The sequence below is a fragment of the Arthrobacter sp. KKT183 genome (assembly GCF_055657625.1).
Map to the genome: position 1 here is coordinate 2070405 of NZ_CM145770.1, position 19069 is coordinate 2089473.

The 19069-nt window shown below is 64.3% G+C and carries 21 protein-coding genes; 15 read left to right on the forward strand and 6 right to left on the reverse strand.

What is annotated here, in order from left to right; genetic code table 11:
- Positions 1–43: 43 nt before the first annotated feature.
- Complete coding sequence (rpmF, locus tag ACZ2GY_RS09870; protein WP_056548281.1) at positions 44–247, reverse strand: 50S ribosomal protein L32; 204 nt, start codon at positions 245–247, stop codon at positions 44–46.
- 2 nt (positions 248–249) lie between these two features.
- Positions 250–783 (reverse strand): YceD family protein, encoded by a 534-nt coding sequence (locus tag ACZ2GY_RS09875; RefSeq protein WP_471671778.1) that lies wholly within the window; start codon positions 781–783, stop codon positions 250–252.
- A 217-nt stretch (positions 784–1000) separates the two neighbouring features.
- Between ACZ2GY_RS09875 and ACZ2GY_RS09880 the strand changes: the two genes are divergently transcribed.
- Genes ACZ2GY_RS09880 through ACZ2GY_RS09895 form a run of 4 tightly spaced genes read left to right on the forward strand, consistent with a single transcriptional unit; the run spans position 1001 to position 4012 of the window.
- Positions 1001–1435, forward strand: a complete 435-nt coding sequence (locus tag ACZ2GY_RS09880; RefSeq protein ID WP_471671779.1) for a TOBE domain-containing protein — start codon at positions 1001–1003, stop codon at positions 1433–1435.
- Positions 1432–2190 carry a molybdate ABC transporter substrate-binding protein gene (gene modA / locus ACZ2GY_RS09885; protein WP_471671780.1) on the forward strand — a complete coding sequence of 253 codons (759 nt, stop codon included), beginning with the start codon at positions 1432–1434 and terminating at the stop codon, positions 2188–2190. The genes ACZ2GY_RS09880 and modA overlap by 4 nt, the downstream gene beginning before the upstream one ends.
- A gap of 17 nt (positions 2191–2207) precedes the next feature.
- Positions 2208–2978 carry an ABC transporter permease gene (locus ACZ2GY_RS09890; RefSeq protein WP_471673582.1) on the forward strand — a complete coding sequence of 257 codons (771 nt, stop codon included), beginning with the start codon at positions 2208–2210 and terminating at the stop codon, positions 2976–2978.
- Positions 2975–4012, forward strand: a complete 1038-nt coding sequence (locus ACZ2GY_RS09895) for a sulfate/molybdate ABC transporter ATP-binding protein (RefSeq protein WP_471671781.1) — start codon at positions 2975–2977, stop codon at positions 4010–4012. The genes ACZ2GY_RS09890 and ACZ2GY_RS09895 overlap by 4 nt, the downstream gene beginning before the upstream one ends.
- 4 nt (positions 4013–4016) lie before the next feature.
- Here the strand turns inward: ACZ2GY_RS09895 and ACZ2GY_RS09900 are convergent, their stop codons facing one another.
- Together ACZ2GY_RS09900 and coaD are read right to left on the reverse strand one after the other, a co-directional pair.
- Positions 4017–4328, reverse strand: coding sequence for a hypothetical protein (locus ACZ2GY_RS09900; RefSeq protein WP_471671782.1), 312 nt, complete (start codon positions 4326–4328; stop codon positions 4017–4019).
- Positions 4329–4387: 59 nt separating this feature from the next.
- On the reverse strand, positions 4388–4864 hold the full coding sequence (gene coaD, locus ACZ2GY_RS09905; protein ID WP_056548274.1) for a pantetheine-phosphate adenylyltransferase: 477 nt from the start codon (positions 4862–4864) through the stop codon (positions 4388–4390).
- Positions 4865–4941: 77 nt separating this feature from the next.
- Here coaD and ACZ2GY_RS09910 point away from each other — a divergent pair, with 77 nt between their 5' ends.
- From ACZ2GY_RS09910 to ACZ2GY_RS09955, 10 genes are all read left to right on the forward strand, one after another.
- Positions 4942–6168 carry an aminotransferase class I/II-fold pyridoxal phosphate-dependent enzyme gene (locus ACZ2GY_RS09910; RefSeq protein WP_471671783.1) on the forward strand — a complete coding sequence of 409 codons (1227 nt, stop codon included), beginning with the start codon at positions 4942–4944 and terminating at the stop codon, positions 6166–6168.
- Complete coding sequence (locus ACZ2GY_RS09915) at positions 6165–6941, forward strand: spermidine synthase (RefSeq protein ID WP_346028186.1); 777 nt, start codon at positions 6165–6167, stop codon at positions 6939–6941. Before ACZ2GY_RS09910 ends, ACZ2GY_RS09915 begins: the two co-directional genes overlap by 4 nt.
- Positions 6942–7049: 108 nt before the next feature.
- Positions 7050–7340, forward strand: coding sequence for a DUF1540 domain-containing protein (locus ACZ2GY_RS09920; protein WP_056548383.1), 291 nt, complete (start codon positions 7050–7052; stop codon positions 7338–7340).
- 195 nt (positions 7341–7535) lie between these two features.
- A complete protein-coding gene (locus ACZ2GY_RS09925; protein WP_471671784.1) occupies positions 7536–8786 on the forward strand; it encodes a glycosyltransferase family protein in 1251 nt (416 codons plus the stop codon).
- Positions 8773–10092: a glycosyltransferase family 4 protein gene (locus tag ACZ2GY_RS09930; protein WP_471671785.1), complete on the forward strand. Its 1320-nt coding sequence runs from the start codon at positions 8773–8775 to the stop codon at positions 10090–10092. The genes ACZ2GY_RS09925 and ACZ2GY_RS09930 overlap by 14 nt, the downstream gene beginning before the upstream one ends.
- A complete protein-coding gene (locus ACZ2GY_RS09935; RefSeq protein WP_471671786.1) occupies positions 10089–11216 on the forward strand; it encodes a glycosyltransferase family 4 protein in 1128 nt (375 codons plus the stop codon). The genes ACZ2GY_RS09930 and ACZ2GY_RS09935 overlap by 4 nt, the downstream gene beginning before the upstream one ends.
- The gene (locus tag ACZ2GY_RS09940) at positions 11213–13045 is read left to right on the forward strand and encodes an ABC transporter ATP-binding protein (protein ID WP_471671787.1); all 1833 of its coding nucleotides are present in this window, start codon (positions 11213–11215) and stop codon (positions 13043–13045) included. The genes ACZ2GY_RS09935 and ACZ2GY_RS09940 overlap by 4 nt, the downstream gene beginning before the upstream one ends.
- On the forward strand, positions 13042–14238 hold the full coding sequence (locus ACZ2GY_RS09945) for a phosphotransferase (protein WP_277359084.1): 1197 nt from the start codon (positions 13042–13044) through the stop codon (positions 14236–14238). Before ACZ2GY_RS09940 ends, ACZ2GY_RS09945 begins: the two co-directional genes overlap by 4 nt.
- Positions 14238–15362: a phosphotransferase gene (locus tag ACZ2GY_RS09950; RefSeq protein ID WP_346028414.1), complete on the forward strand. Its 1125-nt coding sequence runs from the start codon at positions 14238–14240 to the stop codon at positions 15360–15362. Before ACZ2GY_RS09945 ends, ACZ2GY_RS09950 begins: the two co-directional genes overlap by 1 nt.
- A gap of 120 nt (positions 15363–15482) precedes the next feature.
- The gene (locus ACZ2GY_RS09955) at positions 15483–15764 is read left to right on the forward strand and encodes a hypothetical protein (protein WP_277359083.1); all 282 of its coding nucleotides are present in this window, start codon (positions 15483–15485) and stop codon (positions 15762–15764) included.
- 278 nt (positions 15765–16042) lie between these two features.
- Here the strand turns inward: ACZ2GY_RS09955 and ACZ2GY_RS09960 are convergent, their stop codons facing one another.
- Positions 16043–17389, reverse strand: coding sequence for a UDP-glucose dehydrogenase family protein (locus ACZ2GY_RS09960; RefSeq protein ID WP_471671788.1), 1347 nt, complete (start codon positions 17387–17389; stop codon positions 16043–16045).
- Between the two features lie 162 nt (positions 17390–17551).
- Positions 17552–18118, reverse strand: coding sequence for a 16S rRNA (guanine(966)-N(2))-methyltransferase RsmD (gene rsmD / locus ACZ2GY_RS09965; RefSeq protein ID WP_471671789.1), 567 nt, complete (start codon positions 18116–18118; stop codon positions 17552–17554).
- A 127-nt stretch (positions 18119–18245) separates the two neighbouring features.
- On the opposite strand from rsmD, the gene ACZ2GY_RS09970 reads away from it, so the two are divergent.
- Positions 18246–19061: a hypothetical protein gene (locus ACZ2GY_RS09970; RefSeq protein ID WP_471671790.1), complete on the forward strand. Its 816-nt coding sequence runs from the start codon at positions 18246–18248 to the stop codon at positions 19059–19061.
- Positions 19062–19069 lie beyond the last annotated feature (8 nt).

Below are 19069 nucleotides of genomic sequence, written 5' to 3' on the forward strand. Positions count from 1 at the left end.
CGCGATCGAAGCCTCAAGCACCGTAAACCGGTGCTCTTGGCATTTAGACGTCGGCTACCTTGCGGCCCTTGTACTCAAGGAACAACTCAGTGCCGGCGGAATCGGTGACAACCTTGGCCTGGTGGGCAAGGCTGTAAGTGACGCGACCGTTCTCCACCGTCTTCACCAGCTTGGGAGCAACAGCCTTCCACTGGGACCGGCGTGCACGCGTATTCGAGCGGGACATTTTCCGCTTGGGAACAGCCACGACTAACTCTCTTCTCTCTTGTCTGACTCTGTCTTAACTTCTGGTTCCGCTGCCTCAGGGTCGGCGGCCGCACCGGCCAACCCTGTCAGAGCAGCCCAGCGGGGGTCAAGGACCTCGTGCCGGTGTCCGGGGTCATCCTCCAGGCGAGCACCACATTCAGCGCACAAACCCTGGCAGTCCTCCCGGCATACCGGTTGGAACGGCAGCGATGTCACTACTGCGTCCCGCAGCACCGGTTCGAGATTGACTGTGTCATTCTCGACCTGACGCTGCAGGTCCTCCTCTTCATCCTCCGCCATCTCAGGGGCGTCGTAGTAGAAGAGTTCCTGCACATCGACACTGGTGCCGTAGCTGAGCGGGTCCAGGCACCTACCGCATTCGCCGGATACTTCGACGTCAACGGTTCCCGATACCAGGATCCCCTCGTGTACAGCCTCGAACCTCAGGTCCAACTCCATGCTGGAGCCTTCCTGAACGCCGATGAGCGCCACACCAAAATCTTTCGGCGCGGGCACATGTTCTTCGACTGTCCGCATGCTCCCCGGGCTGCGCCCAAGATCCCTGACATTGAAGACCAGGGGCGAACTGAGATCGCTTTTGATGAAAACTCCTGTAGAACATGTGACCGACGAACCATCTTAGCCCGAAACCAAGCCCCGCCCCAAACCCATTCCGCCATGGTCTCGACCGGGATGGAAAAATCTGTTCGGATACGGGTCATTTGGTTGCACATACCACGATAGGTTGGATGTTATGACTCAAGTACGCATCCGAGACGCCGCGCAGTTTCTGGGCGTCAGTACCGATACCGTGCGCCGCTGGATCGACGATGGAATCCTGGGCGCTAAGCGCTCATCGGGTGTCCTCTCTGTCGACGGACTGGAGCTCGCACGCCTGGCACGCGATCGCGCTGTCCTTCCCGCAGACCCGCACGGTGTTGCAACGTCCGCCCGCAACCGCTTTGTGGGGCTGGTGACAGAGGTAACCAGCGACAGAGTGATGTCGCAGGTCGAGCTCCAGTGCGGACCGCTCCGGGTTGTTTCCCTGATGAGCAGCGAAGCGGTACGCGAGCTTGGGATAGAGCCGGGCACCGTTGCTGTTGCTGTCATCAAAGCAACTAACGTCATCGTTGAGACATCAGCGGATAATTTCACCTCTCAACCCCGATCAGCCGGCGGCCCCCGGTGACGCGCCGCTTGCGCAGGCTGGTGAGCGCCGTCGTCGTCGTGTGTGCCCTTGCCTCCTGCAGCAACACGGATCCGGCGGCGGATGGCGTCCTCAACGTCTACGCAGCCGCTTCACTCCAGGCCCCCTTTGAGGAAATCGCCACTGAATTCGAAGCCGTCCATCCAGGGCTGAGCGTGCAACTGAACCTTGCGGGATCATCGGACCTGGCGACGCAGATCATCGCCGGGGCGCCCGCCGAGGTCTTCGCCCCGGCGAATACTGCCACGATGGAGCAGGTAGCTGCCGAGGGCCTGCTGGCCTCGCCGTCGAAGACGTTTGCCACCAACGTGCTGACCATCGCAGTGGCAGCGGGAAACCCGCTCGGCATCGAATCTCTTGAGTCACTCACAGAGCCTGGTATTGCCACGGTGCTGTGCGCTCCGCAGGTGCCCTGCGGAGCCGCGGCTGCGGCAGCGCAGGAAGTAAGCGGCGTCTGGCTTGAGCCCGTGAGCGAGGAGGGCTCGGTTACCGACGTCCTTGGCAAGGTCTCCTCCGGGCAGGCCGATGCCGGGCTGGTCTATGTCACCGATGTTGACGCCTCGGGGGGCGCCGTGGACGGCGTACCGATCGATGCCGCCGCGCAGGCAGTAAATACCTATCCGATCGCAGCGGTTGGAAGCAGCGGGGATTCGGCCTCGGACTTCATTGACCTCGTCCTTGGAGGGAGCGGCCAGGAGATACTGTCCTCCCACGGCTTCGGGAAGCCCGACCAGTGACCGGAGTCTATTCCGGAATGCCGCGCTGGCTTCTTGCGGTCGCAGCGGCGGGTGCCCTGTTCCTCATTGTGCCGCTCGCCGCACTCGTTCTTCGCGTGGACTGGTCCCGGTTCGCAGAGTTGGTAGCCTCCGACTCCTCACGCGCCGCGCTGCTCCTGAGCCTCCAGACCTCAGGAACAAGTACGTTGCTCTGCGTCCTTTTCGGTGTACCCATGGCGTTCGCCCTCGCGCGCACCCGGTTCAGGGGCCAGCGCGTCCTCCGGGCGCTCGTGCTCCTGCCGTTGGTGCTGCCGCCTGTGGTCGGCGGTATCGCTCTGCTCTACACGTTTGGCAGGCAGGGCTTGCTTGGCGAGTCGCTGCGGGTGTTAGGGGTGGACATCGCGTTCTCGACCGCCGCCGTCGTGCTGGCGCAGACTTTTGTCGCGCTGCCGTTCCTCGTGCTGAGCCTCGAGGGCGCCCTGCGCACTGCAGGTACCCGGCACGAGGCCGTCGCTGCGACGCTGGGGGCGGGACCCACCACGGTGCTGCGGCGGGTAAGCCTCCCCCTCGTGGGGCCCGGGATCGTTTCCGGTGCCGTGCTGTCCTTCGCGCGCGCCCTCGGCGAGTTCGGGGCGACGCTGACGTTCGCCGGAAGCCTGCAGGGCGTCACCCGGACGCTGCCGCTCGAAATCTATCTGCAGCGGGAGACTGACCCGGACGCCGCGGTGGCGTTGTCCCTCGTGCTCGTCGCGGTTGCGGTGCTGGTGGTCGCCGTGGCGCACCGGATTCATGAGGGCAATGCACCATGAGCTTGGATTTCACCGCGCACGTTCCAGCCCGGGATTTCGACGTCCGGTTCTCCCTCGCCACCGGAGAGACGGTAGCGCTGATGGGGCCTAATGGCGCTGGGAAATCCACGCTGCTCAGCGTACTGGCCGGCCTGCTTCGCCCGGACTATGGCTCGGCCACCCTGGATGGGAAAACCCTGTACGACGACGGCGAGTGGCTTGCGCCGCATACCCGCGGTATCGCCCTGTTGGCGCAGGATGCGCTGCTTTTCCCGCACCTTTCGGTTCTGGAGAACGTTGCCTTTGGCCCCCGGTGCGCCGGCGTGCCGCGGAGCGCAGCCCGCAAAGAAGCCCACCGCTGGCTTCGAGAAGTGGATGCAGCCGATCTTGCACACCGCCGGCCGGTGAGCCTTTCCGGCGGACAGGCGCAACGGGTAGCCGTTGCACGGGCGTTGGCCGCTGAGCCTGCGCTTCTGCTGTTGGACGAGCCATTGGCTGCACTGGACATTTCGGTGGCACCAATGGTGCGCAGGATGCTCCGACGGGTACTCGAGGGGCGAAGCGCGATCATCGTCACCCATGACATCGTCGATGCTCTGCTGCTGGCCGACCGCGTTGTGATTGTCGACGGCGGGCGGATCGTTGAGGACGGACCCACCCGGCTGGTCCTCGAACGGCCGCGCAGCAGCTTCGCTGCAGGACTCGCCGGGGTGAACCTCATGACCGGCACGACAACGCGCGATGGTCTCCTTACGCCGGGAGGCGTACAGCTGGCGGCGCTGCGGGATCGGGATCTTCCGGCGGGCGAGGAGGCTGCTGCCGTCTTCAGCCCGCGCGCCGTGGCGGTCCACCGGCTCCGACCGACAGGTAGTCCGCGGAACGTGCTGGCCGTGACCATCACCGACCTCGAGCAGCACGGCGGACGCACCACTGTGCGGGCCGATCATCTGAGCGCGGAGATCACCACGGCGTCTGCAGCGGAACTCGACCTGCTGCCGGGGGCAGAGGTGTACTTCAGCGTGAAGTCCGCCGAAGTTGAGATCTATCTGCGCTGAGCCCTCAGCGGCTGTCGGCTTTCCGATCGACAGCATCTTCGGGCGAACCAGCAACCTGCGGCGCACCGGCGTCGTGGTTTGAAGACGCCGGCCCGGTGTGCTCGGTAGAAACCTCCGACAGGAGGTCCCTGTCATCAAGTTCCTCGTTCAGCTCCTCCTGCCGGTGTTCCGTCTCCGGGTCCGGGGTGCCTTCCTCGACGTACTCGACCTCAAGCTGACGATGCACCTTGCTGTTGAGGACCTCTACCTGGTTATCCTCAAGCTGATTCAGGTTGTCAGGAAACGTGTCCTGAGGCTTGATTCGGCTCTTGCCCACTGTGTCCTCTTTTGTCCGCCCGGCACTGGTATTCCTGATTCTACTGAAGCGTAGGCAATTCAGTGGGCATCTTCGTTCAGCCGCTTGAGCACAGCCTTGGGAACAAAGGGCGAAATGTCACCGCCCAGGCCCGCGACCTCCTTCAAAAGCGTCGACGAGAGGTGCGAGTAGCTTGCCTCCGCCGGTATGAACACGGTCTCAACTCCGGCCAACTGGCGGTTCATTGCAGCCATCGGCAGCTCGTACTCGAAGTCCGCGCTTGACCGCACGCCCTTGACGATCAGGTTTGCACCCTGCTTCCGGCAGAAATCCGCCAGGAGTCCGTCGCCCATGGGCAGCACAGAAACGCCGCGGAGGAATGTGAGAGTTTCGCGGGCAATCTCCAGCCGGTCCTCGAGCTCGAACCGGTACTTCTTGGCGTAGTTGGTGGAGACTGCGACGATCACTTCGTCGAAAAGGCTGGCGGCACGGGCAATAACCTCGAGATGCCCATTGTGGATGGGGTCAAAGGATCCAGGGCAGACGGCTCGACGCATACAACGAATCTACCGCGTGAGAGGAGGGTTTTCAGTCGTGTCCCAACCGGAATCGCGGGTTCGGGATACTGGATGACATGGAATCGAACCAATCCGCCGCGGCAAGACCACTCTCCGGTTGGCAGCGAACCGCCCGGGGTGCAAACCTTCTCTCCCCCGACGGCAGCCTCGGAACCGTTATTTTTGAAGAGATAACGGCGCTCGCCGGGCAGCACAATGCGATCAACCTGGGCCAGGGCTACCCGGACGAGGACGGGCCTGAACTCCTCCTGAATGCCGCCCGCGAGAACATCGCCTCCGGTATGAACCAGTACGCCCCCGGGCGTGGGCTCCCCGTGCTCCGGGAGGCGATTGCAGCTCACCAGCAGCGCTTCTACGGACTGCCCCTTGACGCCGAACGGGAAGTTGTTGTGTCCACCGGCGCCACTGAGGCGATAGCCGCGTCAATCCTCGCCTTCGCCGGACCGGGGGACGAGGTGCTGACGTTCGAGCCGTTCTATGACTCCTACGGTGCCATCATCGGCCTCAGCGGAGCCCGGCACACCACTGCGCCGCTGGTCGCGCCGGCGTACCAACCGGATCTGGAAGCCCTTGAAGCCGCCATGAGCGAGCGTACCCGGGTGATCGTGGTGAATAACCCGCATAATCCCATGGGCACCGTGTTCACCCGGGAAACGCTTGTCCGCGTCGTTGAACTGGCCGAGCGCTTCGGCGCCATCATTGTCACCGACGAGGTGTACGAGCATCTGACGTTCGCAGCGACACATATCCCGGTAGCCACTCTGCCCGGCGCATGGGAGCGCACAGTCACGATCTCCTCAGCAGGAAAGACGTTTTCGGTGACCGGCTGGAAAATTGGTTGGTTGACCGGGCCTGCTGACCTGGTGGATTCAGTCCGCAGCGTGAAATCCTTCCTCAGCTACAGTTCCGGCACTCCGTTTCAGGGCGCTGTGGCGCTCGGGTTGGGCCTGGAGGACTCCTTCTACCGCTCGATCGCCGACTCCCTCCGGTACAGGCGGGACCTCCTGGGGGAAGGCCTCAGTGCCGCCGGCTTTGACGTCTTCACCCCGCAGGCGACTTACTTCACCGTCGTCGATGCAGCTCCGCTCGGCGTCACCGATGCCGTCGCCCTGGCCAGGCGCATGCCGGAACTGGTTGGTGTGGCGGCAATCCCCGTTCCGGTGTTCTGTCATGAGGCAGGAGCACGGCGCACCCGCTCACTCCTGCGCTTCGCGTTCTGCAAGAAGGAGGAAGTGCTCGCCGACGCGGTACACCGCCTGTCCTCGCTCCGGGAGCGGCTGTGAGCGTGCCGTCCCGCTACCTCCGCGCGGCAGGTGCGCATGCTGAAATTGACATGGATGCCTATAACGACGGCGCCTTCATCCTGAGCATCGGCGGTGCGCAGCAGTCGCACGTCGACCTCGCCGATCCACACAACGTTTTCTATGAGTACCTCCGCCGGATCGCGAACGTCCTTGACGTGTTCAAGCCAGCCGGGGAGCCGATACGCGTCCTGCACCTCGGAGCAGGTGCACTGACCCTGGCCCGTTACGTACAGGCCACCCGTCCCGGATCCCGCCAGGTTGCCGTCGAGCGCGAGCGGGAACTGCTTGCTTTCGTGGTGGAGCACCTGCCGCTACCACCGGGTACCGACTGCGAGCTACTGGTAGAAGACGCGAGCGACACACTCGCCGCCTGCACTGAAGGTGCGTTTGACGCCGTCGTTCTCGATGTGTTCTCCGGTGCCGACGGGGCCACCGAATTGGCCACGCCGGAGGTTTACCGCCTGCTCACCAGGGCGGCCGCACCCGGCGGCGTTGTGCTTGTGAACGTAGGCGATGATCCTCCGCTGACCTTCGCCCGCGAACAGGCGCGCCTGCTGCTGGAGACCGGGTACGACGTCGCGGCGCTGGGCGAGACCGCCATGTTCACCGGGCAGCACGCGGGAAACATCGTGCTGGCGGCGTCAACATGGTGGAACCCGGCGTGGACGGCGCCCCTTGCGGCTGCGGGACCGCATCCGGCCGCACTCCTGACCGGCGCCGACTACACGGATTTCGCCGGTAGAAAGCGCTGATTTACGCGCAGTTTTCATGCGCTAAAGAACCCGTGTCACGGGCCATAACCCGCAGTACCGTTGAACTACTGCACGGACAATTTTCCGATCACCGTTGATGGAGGAATCATGACAACGGAAGTCACTGAAGTATCCGATTGCACCGTTCACACCTGCGCCTTCAACCACGACGGCTGCACCGCGTATGCCATCACAGTCAGCGGCAGTCCCGAGCACGCTTCCTGCGCAACCTTCATCGATACGTCGGAGACCGGCGGCCTGCCGATGGTCCTTGCGCATGTGGGTGCCTGCCAACGCAACGAGTGCGTTCACAACAGCCATCTCATGTGCAACAAGCACGACGTGAAGATCGGGTCCGGTTCTGATCTGGCTGACTGCCTTTCCTACCAGCCACGGTAGCGCCGCTCCGGCATGAATAGTGCCCGTCCCCTGCATCTGTGGCTGCAGGGGACGGGCACTCCTACGTGCACCCACTAACTTCCGCTCCACAGACCACTTCATATGAGAGCTCTCTCATGAATAGCTCACCGACGTCTCATAGCCGGCTGGCTAAATGGGAAACCTGCGGTTCCAGTTGGCTGCGGGGAAAGTTGGATGCAAGCCATGACGGTGAAGGACAGCAGGTCCACGACGGCCGGAGCGCAGAAACGCGGGACGCTTCGCGTGGTCCTGTACTCGCACGATTCCCAGGGGTTGGGACATACCCGCCGCAACCTCGCGCTGGCGCATGCTCTCACCGGCAGCTTCAGGCGGGCAGGCCGGACGGTGAGCGGAGTGCTGGTCACGGGAGTCGCCGCAGCCACCCGCTTCGAAATCCCCGAGGAGTGGGACTGGGTGGTGGTGCCGGGTATCGCGAAGGGCACGGGAGGCTATGAAGCCCGCCACCTGAGTGTCCAGCAGAAGGACATCATCAAACTTCGGTCATCCCTGATCACCGCTGTGCTGCACGACTTCCGTCCTCACCTTGTGGTGGTGGACCGGCATCCGTTTGGAGTGGAGCATGAACTGGCAGAAGGGCTGGAGCAGCTGCGGCGCGAGCGTCCGTCGTGCCGGGTAGTGCTCGGCTTGCGCGAAGTTCTCGACCGGCCCTCGGCTGCACGACGTGAATGGACCGCACTGGATCTGGACCAGGTGGACCGGACGTTCGATGAGTTTTGGGTGTACGGGGATCCGTTGGTCCACGATCCGGTGCGCTCCGGCGAAATTCCAGGCAGCCTCGCCCACCTCGTGCGGCACACCGGATACCTTTCCCTCGGCCGTCCGGTCCGGCGTCGTACCGGCGCCACCGGTGTTCCCTTCGTCGTCACGATGGCCGGCGGCGGATCCGACGGTCTTGACGTAACCCTGACCGCCGCCCGCGCCAGGCTCCCGGAGGGGCTCGAGCACCTCATTGTCACCGGTCCCCAGATGCCGAAAGGCGACCGTGCACAGGTTGAGGCGGCGGCCGGCCCCCGCACGCATGTCGTCGGATCCGTGCGGGACGCCCTTGCAGAGATACAGTCGGCGGCGGCTGTCGTCGCCATGGGCGGGTACAACACCGTGTGCGAAATCATGAGCACCACCACCCCCGCGCTGATTGTGCCGCGGGTCCACCCGCGCCGGGAGCAGCTGATTCGCGCACGCGGCCTGGCCCGGCACCGGTTGCTCGATTTCTGCCACCCCGACGAGTTCACCCCGGACACGCTTTCCACCTGGTGGGCGCAAGTGGGCGGGCAGGAGGTTGCCCGCGATGGAGTCAACCTCGATGGACTCGCAACAACCTACGAGTACGCATCCGAGCTCCTGGCCCAGCCGGACGGCAGCTCCGAACGACGCACGGATTGGACCCGTCATGCAGCTGTCTAACGAGGGGCGCGTCGGTTACGTCCTGAAAATCTACCCACGCTTTTCGGAAACTTTCATTGTCACGGAAATCCTCGCCCGTGAAGCAGCGGGCGAGGACCTTGAAATTTTCTCGCTTCGCCCGCCCGTTGACCCCCGCTTCCACCCCGAACTGGCCCGGGTCCAGGCGCCCGTTACCTACGTGGCCCGCCCGCAGAAATTGTCCGAGGGCTGGCCCATCATCGCCGCCGCCCACAACGTGATCCCCAACTTCGCCCAGCGCTTCGCCGCTCTCCTGCCCGATCTCGCTGAATGCGAGGCATCTGAGGTGCACCAGGGCGTCGAACTGGCAACCCGGGTAACTGAGCGGGGAATTACCCATCTCCACGCCCATTTCGGATCGATCGCAGCACGCACCGCCCGCATTGCCTCCGCGCTCACGGGCGTTCCGTTCTCCTTCACTGCCCATGCCAAGGACATCTACCACGAGCAGGTTGACCAGGCTGAACTCATCCGCCTCATACAGGCGGCGCACCACACGGTCACCGTGAGCAACTTCAACTACCGGTACCTCTCAACCCTTGCGCCGGCCGCATCGGGCCGGCTCCACCGCGTCTACAACGGGCTGGAGCTCAGCCGCTTCCCTTTCAGGGAACCCGCTCCCGTCCACACGCCCTTCCGGATCGCCGCAGTTGGACGGCTCGTGGAAAAGAAAGGCTTCTCACTCCTGATTGACGCTGTTGCGGCGCTCGTGCGCTCCGGCGTCCAGGTAGACGTGCGCATAGCAGGAGGTGGGGAGTTGGCTGATAGCCTGGCCGACCGCGTCAGGCTCCTCGGCTTGAGCGACCATATACATCTCCTCGGCCCCCGCACGCAGAGCGAAGTCATCGAACTCCTGAGGTGGGCCGATGTATTCGCCGCTCCCTGCATCATCGGTGCAGACGGCAACGCCGACGGACTGCCGACGGTGCTGCTTGAGGCAATGGCGATGGGTGTGGTCTGCATCGGGTCGGACGTCACCGGGATTCCGGAGGTCCTTGGCGGAATGGACGGCGCCGCCACCGGTCTGCTTGTCCGCGCCGGTAACGTCGAGGACCTGATTCTGGCGCTGCGGACGGCGGCGTCCGACTCGTTCGACCGGACGGCAACTGCTCTGGCTGCCCGGTCATTGATTGAACGCTGCTTTGATTCCCGCTCACAGTCCACACAACTGCAGCGTTTGTGCGGGACGGCAGCGGCGGAGGCGGAGACTCCTGTCCGCGCAGAGCACCCGTCGTCCGTATCGTCGTCGTCCTTCACTTCCCCCGAACTCGAGGCGGTGGTCCGATGAAGCGCATCGCTTATGTGTGCATCGACCCGGGTGTGCCGGTGTTCGGCACCAAGGGTGCGTCCGTCCACGTTCAGGAAATTGTCCGGGCCTGGCGGAACCGCGGCGCGGAGGTGACGGTGTACTGCACGCGGCCCGGCAGCGACGTCCCGGCTGATCTGGCGGACCTCGCCGTCGTCGTCGTACCGGTGACCGGGAAAGGGGCGGCTCGTGAGAACTCACAGGCTGCCGCTGCCGCTGAACTCGCCCAGCGGATTCTGGACGACGGCGCGGATGCCGTCTACGAGCGCTACTCGCTGTTCAGCGACACGCTTGCGCGCGTTACCGGTCAACTGCGGGTTCCTGGCTTCCTCGAGGTCAACGCGCCGCTGATCGAGGAACAGCGGACCCACCGGAGTCTGATTGATGAAACCGCGGCGTACGCGGCTTTGCGGGAACAGGTCGGCGCCGCGACCCGAACTGTTTGTGTCTCCGATCCGGTGGCCGACTGGGTCCGGAATCGCGTTGACCCGGAGCACCATGAGCGGATCCGCACAGTTGCCAACGGCGTCAACGTCCACCGCATCCGCCCCTCGTCTGAAGCGCCCGGCATGCCGGTCGTTGCATTCGTCGGAACCCTGAAGCCCTGGCACGGGGTGGAAACGCTGATAGAAGCGCAGGCTGCGGGATCGCGCGAGTGGACGCTCCGCATAGTCGGGGACGGCCCACAGGGGGCGGAGTTGCGCGGCCTGGCCGAGAGTGTGGGGGCCGACGTTGAGTTCACCGGCGCAATCGCACCGGAGCACGTTCCGGAGGCCCTCGCCGGATGTTCGATCGCGGCTGCCCCGTACCCACGCGCGAGCCACGGCGACCAGTACTTCTCCCCGCTGAAAATCTACGAATACTGTGCCGCCGGGTTGCCCGTTGTCGCCTCCCGGGTGGGGCAGGTGCCCTACATCATTGACGACGGCGTCACCGGACTTCTGGTCGAACCGTCCGATCCGTCCGCGCTGGCTGAAGCCATTGATGGGCTGGCCTCGGCACCGCTTGCCCGGGCGGCGATGTCCTCCGCCGCGCGGGCAGCGGCGACTGATCGTCACAGCTGGGACACCGTCCTGAACCGCATCACCGAGGAGGTGCCGGCATGACTAAGGCGGTCGTCATACCCGAGAAATCAGCCCTTCGTCGTACGCTGCAGATCCTCAGGCCGCATCTGTCTGGTCAGGGACTGCTCATGGCCGGCGGTGTCCTGGTGCTGCTGTGTGAGGTCGCGTTCCGGGTCCTCGAACCGTGGCCGGTGAAATTTGTGGTGGACGCGGTCACCCGGAGCCTGGGCGCTGATTTTGCAGGCACCGGACCGGAGGCGACTCCCCTGCTGCTCCTGGCCTGCGGCGCCGCCCTCGTCTTTTTCACCGGTATGCGCGCGGTCTGCAACTTCTTCGCTACACTCGCTTTCGCTCTGGTCGGATCGCGGGTTGCTACCAAACTGCGAGCTAAGGTGTTCGATCACGTCCAGTCCCTCTCCGCGCGGTTCCACTCGGTCAATCGCACCGGCGACACGGTCCAGCGATTGGTCGGCGACGTCGGCAGGCTCCAGGAGGTCGCCGTCACGGCCGGTATGCCGCTATTGGCCAACTGCATCACCCTGGTTGCGATGGCCGGAGTAATGTTCTGGCTCGATCCGCTGCTGGCACTGGTGGTCATCGCCGCATGCGCGGGATTTCTGCTCCTTTCACGAATCAGCACGGACAAGATCACTGTGGCTGCACGGCTTACCCGCAAGGGTGAAGGTTCCCTCGCGAACACCGCCCAGGAGAGCCTGGGCGCCATCCGGGTTGTACAGACGTACGGCCTGGAACGGGCGCTGTCCGACCGGTTCGGCAGCAGCAACCAGAAAACTCTCAAGGACGGCGTGAGGTCCCGCCGCCTCGCAGCCGCCCTGGAGCGAAGGACGGATGTGATTGTGGGCGTCGCGACCGCCGTCGTCCTTGCCGGGGGCGGGTGGCGGGTGGTTCAGGGAGCCATGACGCCGGGTGACCTGGTGCTCTTCCTGATGTATTTGAAGACTGCCATGAAGCCGTTACGGGACCTCGCGAAGTACACCGGCCGGATCGCGCGCGCCACGGCGTCCGGCGAGCGCGTGGCCGAACTGCTCGACGAGGCGGTGGACATCACCGACTCCCCTACGGCCCTTCCGCTGGGCAAGGTGTGGGGCGAGCTCGAGTTCCGCCACGTCTCGGCATCCTATGAGGGGCGGGTGGTCCTGTCCGATCTCACCCTATGCCTGCAGGAGGGCCGCACCACGGCCATCGTGGGACCGTCCGGATCCGGCAAGTCCACACTGCTGTCCCTCCTGGTGCGCACTATGGATCCGGAGCGCGGTTCAGTGCGCCTCGACGGCGTGAACCTCACCGACATCACACTCGCTTCCCTCCGATCGAACGTCAGCCTCGTCCTGCAGGAGGCGGTCCTGTTTACCGGCAGTATCCGCGAGAACATCCGTTTCGGGCGCCTGTCAGCGACGGACGGCGAGGTTGAGCGGGCAGCGCACCTGGCGCAGGCCCATGGTTTCATCACCAGCTTTCCCAAGGGTTACGACACGACTGTCGGCGAGCGCGGCGGGACTCTCTCCGGGGGGCAGCGGCAACGTATCGCGATTGCCCGCGCCATTCTGCGCGATGCACCGGTGGTGCTCCTCGATGAAGTGACGACAGGGCTGGACCATGACGCGCGGACCGAGGTTCTCGGCGCCCTGACGACGCTCAGCGTGGGACGAACCACCGTAGCGGTGACCCATGAGGCTTCCGTGGCGTTGCAGAGCGACCGCGTGCTCTGGCTTCAGGACGGGCGGGTGCTGCTGGACGGATCACCGGAGGAGCTGCTGCGTTACCCGCTGTTTGCACGCTGGGTCGAGGAGCAACCCGCTTCCGCACAGAACCGTACGACCGCAACGGTGCCGGCTGGGAGCGTGCCATGAGCAGCCTGCGCACTCCGCTTGACTCCCACCTCCGATCACTCGAGTTGCTCTTCGATCCGGACGCGCTGAGCTCCCTGTTCAAACGTCCGGTACGTGCCGCTCACCTGCGTTGGAAGCGCGGCAGGTCGGCGGTCGCGCGTCTCCACGATGACGACGGCGGCGTCCGCTGGCTGGCGATGTACAGCACCGATTCGTCGGTGAAGCTGGAGAAAACCTTCCGGCGCGCGCTCACCCAGGATGTGGCGTGGGAGCGCTTCGCACTTGATGACGGAATATTGGCAAGCGGGCCGATCGCGCTGGATCCGCGCTTGTACCCGGTGCTTCGTGGGTTCAGGCGGGCTGGCCTGGAGGTGCCGTCGCCGGGCCTCGGAGTGCTCAAGTACAACCCGTTCCGGCGCCTGGTGTTCAGCGTGGATGCCGCTGGCACCCCGCGTCTCATAGGAAGGGCGAGTGCGGGCGGACACTCTATTACCCACGGAATGCTCTCTGAACTGGCGGATGGCGGGGTGCCCGTCGTCCTTCCTCTCGACTCGGCACTGTTGCCGCCGGGCCTACCTACCTCCAAGCATCTTGAGTACCTGCCGTGGTACGGCTCCGGAGACCTCAGCACCGTCCCGCTTCAGGTTGCGGAACTGCCTGCCCGGTCCGCGGGTAAAGCGCTGGCCCTACTGCACGATCAAGCACCGATCCACAAGACGCACGCGTGGCGGGCACCTGCAGGACGGCTTCGTTCACTCATCCGTGAGAATGCCGAGCTGATACCGGAAAACGGGGGTCGCCTGGAGCGAGTGTCCGCGGAGCTGGAGGCTCTGCTGCGCCAGCCGGGCAGGGCTGCGGTAATCCACGGAGATTTCTCGGCCGACCAGGTGCTCGTGGACGGCAGGCAGGTACGGTTGATCGACTTCGAGTGGAGCACTTACGGTGCCGCAGCGTCCGACCTGGGTAGCTTCGCCGCCGCCGAGGCGCTGGAATCCCCCATGGCCGACGGCCGCAACGTCCTCGGGCTGCCGCGAACGGCTGCCCTGCTCAATGGGTACGGCACCGGGCGTGCCACCGTACATGACTCCGAGACAGTGGCGTGGACCGCCTTTCACCTGCTGAACCGGCTTCGCGAACCATTCCGCGCCTGTGCACCGGATTGGCGGCAGCAGGTCGACCGCCGTCTCACGATGATTGAAGAGGTTTTGTGGTGATGCACATACCGGTTGAGTTGCCGAACGACGGCGGTCCGCCGGTTCGTATCCACCGCGTCTGGCCCCGCAGTGACGGGAGTCTGGTCATCGAAGGCCGGGAACCGCGAACTGGTCGGATCCGTGCCGGCCGCATCGATGCCGAGGGCTGCGCGTCCCTGGTGCCGTTTCGCGACGATCGCGCACTGCCCGGGTTGGATGCCGATCCTTCAGGAGAACTGCTGGTGCACCGTTTGAAGCGACGCGCCGTCGTGCGCGCCGACGGGCGGTACACGAAGTTTCTTGCGGGTGGGAAGGCCGCCGCTGTCAGAGACGCACATCTGGCGGCTGCTGCCGGGCTGGCTGGATCCGGAGTTGTTGCGCCCGATGTGGTAGCTGCCAGTGAGCACAGCATCACGTTATCTGCCGTACCCGGAGTGAGCCTGCACGATCTGGGTAGAGGTCTGGACGCCGGCACTTGGTCGGCTTCCGGTGTCGGCTCCGACCATGGCTCCAGGCCGCTGGACGCGTGGAGCCGTGCCTGGGCACTCTGGGCAGAACGATGGCCCGCTTTCGTCGGCACGTCTATCAGCAACGAACCTTCCATGGCCGCACGGATTCATTCAGCGCAGGATGAAGTTCGCACCCTCGAACGGTGGGTTGGACTGGCAGTCGAGTTCGATGCTCTCGGTGTATCGGAGGACCGACTTCGCCGCGTATCGGCGTCGGTCGGCACGTCCCTGCTCAATAGTTCCTCGCCCGCCGGACTTGCGCACCGTGACCTGCACGACAAACAGGTTCTAGTAGACCCGGGGACCCGGTCGGTGGGAATCATTGACTGCGACACACTTGCCCTCGCTGAGCCCGCGCTCGACCTGGCTAACCTGGCGATTCACCTGAATTTCCGGGAGGCCCAGGGACTGTTGCCTGCTGGCACCGCGACCGTTGGCGGTCACTATATCCACGAAGTGGCCGAGGTCCTGGCGGTACCTTTCCCGCGATTTGAGGCCTATGCTGCAGCGACAGCTCTTCGGCTGGCCTGCGTTTATGCGTTCAGGCCGCCCTACCGGGACATGGCATCTACGTGGTTCAGTGAGCTTGAGGAGCGTCTTGGCAAACGCAGTTTCCTCTCAGGAATGCCTGCCTGACCCCTCTTCCGAGGTAACGACCGACGTATTGATTAACGCCGGGTAACGGACCTGTCCCGATTAGCTAACGACACGACGACACGACACGGAATGCTCAGCTAGCTGTTCAATACTGGACTCATGGGAACGCAGCAACTCGAGGAGACAGTCAAGACAAAGGCAAGCGGGATTCTGCGTTGGGATTGTGCACCTGCAGTGATAGTGCTGATCGCAGTGGCAGCTTTCTGGATCGGCGGGTCGTTGGAGTGGTTCGAGATGCTCAGCGTCCCGGAGAACGCCGTGGGCAGCGTTGTGTGGCTCTACCTCATGCTTGCCGCGGTCGCAGGATCGATCGTCCTGGGAGGCGGCGCCGTTGTCGATCTGGCGCGGCGGATCAATCGCGGCTCGGAACGGAACCAGTAGCAGCACCGCTCCTCCACACAGCCACCGTAAAGCTGCCCTTTCCCCGCATAGCGGGAGAACCACCTTGTCAGAGCACTACTCGATCAGTTCGCGGCCTTGCCCTGGGAATCGCCGCTCGCGGACTATCAGCTGTCAATGATGCCGCTACCTCGCTGGTACACCGATCTGGCAGATGTGCGGATCGAGTTGCCGAGGTTTACGCGGCCATTCGCAGATCGCCGAACACGCTCTTCCGGGAAACACGGCACCGCGCTATGCACGGGACGCTGGAAGGTGTCCTAACGCACTGCAGCGGTGGGCGCGGGTACGGCGGCGGCTTTTGGACGTCCGAGCGCCCGATAGGTCCAGCCCGCGTCGCGCCAGGCCACCGGGTCCAGGCAGTTTCGTCCGTCCACGATCGCTGGACGAGCCACCAGTGCACGGAGATCCATTGGATTCAGCGCGCAGTACTGCTCCCATTCAGTCAGCACCAGCACAGCATCGGCATTCTGGACTGACTCTTCAACCGAGGTGGCGTAGGCGAGGTCAGGGAAGCGTCGCGACGCGTTCGGCACGGCTTGAGGATCGGTAGCTGTGACCGCCGCTCCCTGAAGCTGCAACTGGGCGGCGACGCTGAGCGCCGGCGAATCACGGACGTCATCGGAGTTGGGCTTGAAAGCCAGACCGAGAACGGCTATCCGTTGCCCGAGCAGTGACCCGCCGCAGACCTCCCGCGCCAGATCCACCATGCGGGAGCGCCGCCGCATATTGATAGAGTCGACTTCGCGCAGGAAGGTCAGGGCCTGATCGGCGCCGAGCTCACCCGCTCGCGCCATAAAAGCGCGGATGTCCTTCGGGAGGCACCCACCACCGAACCCGAGACCTGCGTTGAGGAACTTCCGGCCGATCCGCGCGTCGTGGCCAATGGCGTCCGCGAGCATGGAGACATCAGCTCCGGTGGCCTCGCAGACTTCCGCCATTGCGTTGATGAAAGAGATCTTCGTGGCCAGGAAGGCGTTTGCGGATACCTTTACCAGCTCAGCTGTCTCATAGTCCATCACCAATCGCGGGGTCCCTCCAGCGAGCGCCTGAGCGTACACCTCATCCAGGATCAGCTGAGCACCACTGGCTGCATCATCCAGCCCGTACACCAGGCGGTCCGGTTCCAGCGTGTCCTTGACGGCGAAGCCCTCGCGCAGAAATTCCGGGTTCCAGGCCAGCGTCACTGAAGGGCATGCCTCGGAGATACGTACGGAAAGGTCGCGGGCAGTACCAACGGGAACGGTGGATTTCCCCACCACAACGTCGCCTGCATTCACATGGGGCAACAGTGCGTCGACGCCCGCATAGACATGGCTGAGGTCTGCTCCGTTCTCTGTTCGCTTCTGTGGTGTGCCGACCGCGATGAAATGCACAGCGGAGCCGGCCGCATCGGCGATGTCGGTTGAGAAACGCAACCGGCCAGTTTCAAGCGCCTCAGCGAGTAATTCCGGAAGCCCTGGCTCAAAAAAGGGAGCGTCCCCGGCACTCAGGGCCGCAACTTTCGCACCATCGACGTCGATGCCCACCACCTCGTGCCCCAGCTTCGCCATGCACGCCGCATGCACCGCTCCGAGATACCCGCATCCGATGACCGATAACCGCATGATGAACGCCCCTAGCTTTCGTATTTCTGGGTCCCGTTTCCGTGTCCTGCAAACACCGTACGGATGCTGCATGGGGCGCAGATGAACCAGAGATGAGAGTTAGATGAGATCAGGTAGTCAGATCAGCGCCCCGGCTACCGGGCGGACTGAACGGCGGAAGCGTTAGACCGGTTCCAGGTACCAGAGCCGGGTCTCGCCATACTTCTTGTCGGCGAAGCGCTCAATCCCGTCGGGCCAATCCGGCTCCCCTGAGCGCGAGGAACGTTCGAGCACGACGACGGCCCCTTCGGCCAGGTGCGGAACAAGAGTGGACAGGATGGTCACCAGTGGCGCGTCCTCGAGCGGATAGGGCGGGTCCATGAGCACCACATCCCATAGTGCGTCTTCCGGGACCCGATTAAGATAGGTCTCAACCTTCGATCGGTGCACGCGAACGCAAGTCCAACCAAGGACCTGGTTCATCGCGTCGGCGTTTGCACGGCAGGCGGCAGCAGCCCGGTCCGCGGATTCGACAAGGTCCACGGCTGCAGCTCCCCGGCTCGCCGCTTCCACCCCCAGCGACCCCGATCCAGCGAAGAGATCCAGCACATGCGCGCCGGCCAGAACGTTGTAGGCATCCAAGCGGGAGAACAAGGCTTCCTTGACCCGGTCAGTGGTGGGTCGCGTCGCCTGGCCCGGGACGCTGGTCAGCGTAGTGCCACCTGCGGCCCCTGCGATGATTCGACTCATGAAAAAACACTCTAAACCACTAGCAGAAACAGTTACCGCGTGGTCCAATAAGTGCAGCCGAGAAGAATGTCTCACGGCTCAGGCTGCGCTGAAGACACACATCGGAGTCGCATCGGTCGATATTGCTTTGGCAAATCAACTGCGCGCCGCCATAGCTACATTCGAATCGCTCGGCGCACAGCTCGAGCCTCTGTACGTAGAGGCCGACCTTGCAGTGGCCGATGAGCTTGCTGCCCTTGACGCCGCGGACGCCGCCGTCTTCGAGGCGTCGGAGATATTCAACGCTGCCGCGGCGCTCCTGGCCGCTACGCAGTCGGCCGAAGCTACCGCGCTCGCGGATCGGGACGCCGCACAAGCGGTGGTGGATGGATTGCCGGACGGCGATCCTGCGCTGGAAGCTGCTGAAGCAGAGCTGGAGCAGGCACAGGCGCGGTTAGACATTGCGGCTGCGGCCACCGTGCAGGCCACAACAGATGAAGCTGCAGCCCAAGCAGCGTTGGACGCCGCCTTCATGGAGTACGACGAGGCTGACCAGGCTTACGTGTTGGCTTTTGACGCTGCTTACGGCACTCCTGAGATCCTTGCTCTTGAGGCGCAGGTCGAGACCGCAGCGGCATCTTTCGATGACGCCATCGTCCGCCTCAGTCTGACCGAGGGCTCAGATCCTCAGCAACTGATCGCCCTCGCCGACGCCGTCGTTGCCGCATGCTCGGCTCCCGCCGTTGCACAGGCTCCGGTCGCGCAGACGCCTATTGCCCATGCGCCGGTCGCCCGGCCAGCCGCTCCGCAGCAGCGCGGCCTGAACATTCAGACCGCAGCGGACGACGCCGGAGCCACAGATCCCGCGAACCTCACCCTCCTGGCCGGGCTGGCAGGATTCGGTGCGGTAACAGCGGCCGGTGCCGTCGTCGTCGTTCGTCGTCGAAGCGCAGGCCGGGCCTAACCCACTCG

Coding starts and splice junctions, on each gene's coding strand:
- ACZ2GY_RS09875 (WP_471671778.1), bottom strand. CDS start 783: ATGCGGACAGTCGAAGAACATGTGCCCGCGCCGAAAGATTTTGGTGTG.
- ACZ2GY_RS09880 (WP_471671779.1), top strand. CDS start 1,001: ATGACTCAAGTACGCATCCGAGACGCCGCGCAGTTTCTGGGCGTCAGT.
- ACZ2GY_RS09890 (WP_471673582.1), top strand. CDS start 2,208: ATGCCGCGCTGGCTTCTTGCGGTCGCAGCGGCGGGTGCCCTGTTCCTC.
- ACZ2GY_RS09895 (WP_471671781.1), top strand. CDS start 2,975: ATGAGCTTGGATTTCACCGCGCACGTTCCAGCCCGGGATTTCGACGTC.
- coaD (WP_056548274.1), bottom strand. CDS start 4,864: ATGCGTCGAGCCGTCTGCCCTGGATCCTTTGACCCCATCCACAATGGG.
- ACZ2GY_RS09910 (WP_471671783.1), top strand. CDS start 4,942: ATGGAATCGAACCAATCCGCCGCGGCAAGACCACTCTCCGGTTGGCAG.
- ACZ2GY_RS09920 (WP_056548383.1), top strand. CDS start 7,050: ATGACAACGGAAGTCACTGAAGTATCCGATTGCACCGTTCACACCTGC.
- ACZ2GY_RS09925 (WP_471671784.1), top strand. CDS start 7,536: ATGCAAGCCATGACGGTGAAGGACAGCAGGTCCACGACGGCCGGAGCG.
- ACZ2GY_RS09930 (WP_471671785.1), top strand. CDS start 8,773: ATGCAGCTGTCTAACGAGGGGCGCGTCGGTTACGTCCTGAAAATCTAC.
- ACZ2GY_RS09935 (WP_471671786.1), top strand. CDS start 10,089: ATGAAGCGCATCGCTTATGTGTGCATCGACCCGGGTGTGCCGGTGTTC.
- ACZ2GY_RS09940 (WP_471671787.1), top strand. CDS start 11,213: ATGACTAAGGCGGTCGTCATACCCGAGAAATCAGCCCTTCGTCGTACG.
- ACZ2GY_RS09945 (WP_277359084.1), top strand. CDS start 13,042: ATGAGCAGCCTGCGCACTCCGCTTGACTCCCACCTCCGATCACTCGAG.
- ACZ2GY_RS09950 (WP_346028414.1), top strand. CDS start 14,238: ATGCACATACCGGTTGAGTTGCCGAACGACGGCGGTCCGCCGGTTCGT.
- ACZ2GY_RS09955 (WP_277359083.1), top strand. CDS start 15,483: ATGGGAACGCAGCAACTCGAGGAGACAGTCAAGACAAAGGCAAGCGGG.
- ACZ2GY_RS09960 (WP_471671788.1), bottom strand. CDS start 17,389: ATGCGGTTATCGGTCATCGGATGCGGGTATCTCGGAGCGGTGCATGCG.
- rsmD (WP_471671789.1), bottom strand. CDS start 18,118: ATGAGTCGAATCATCGCAGGGGCCGCAGGTGGCACTACGCTGACCAGC.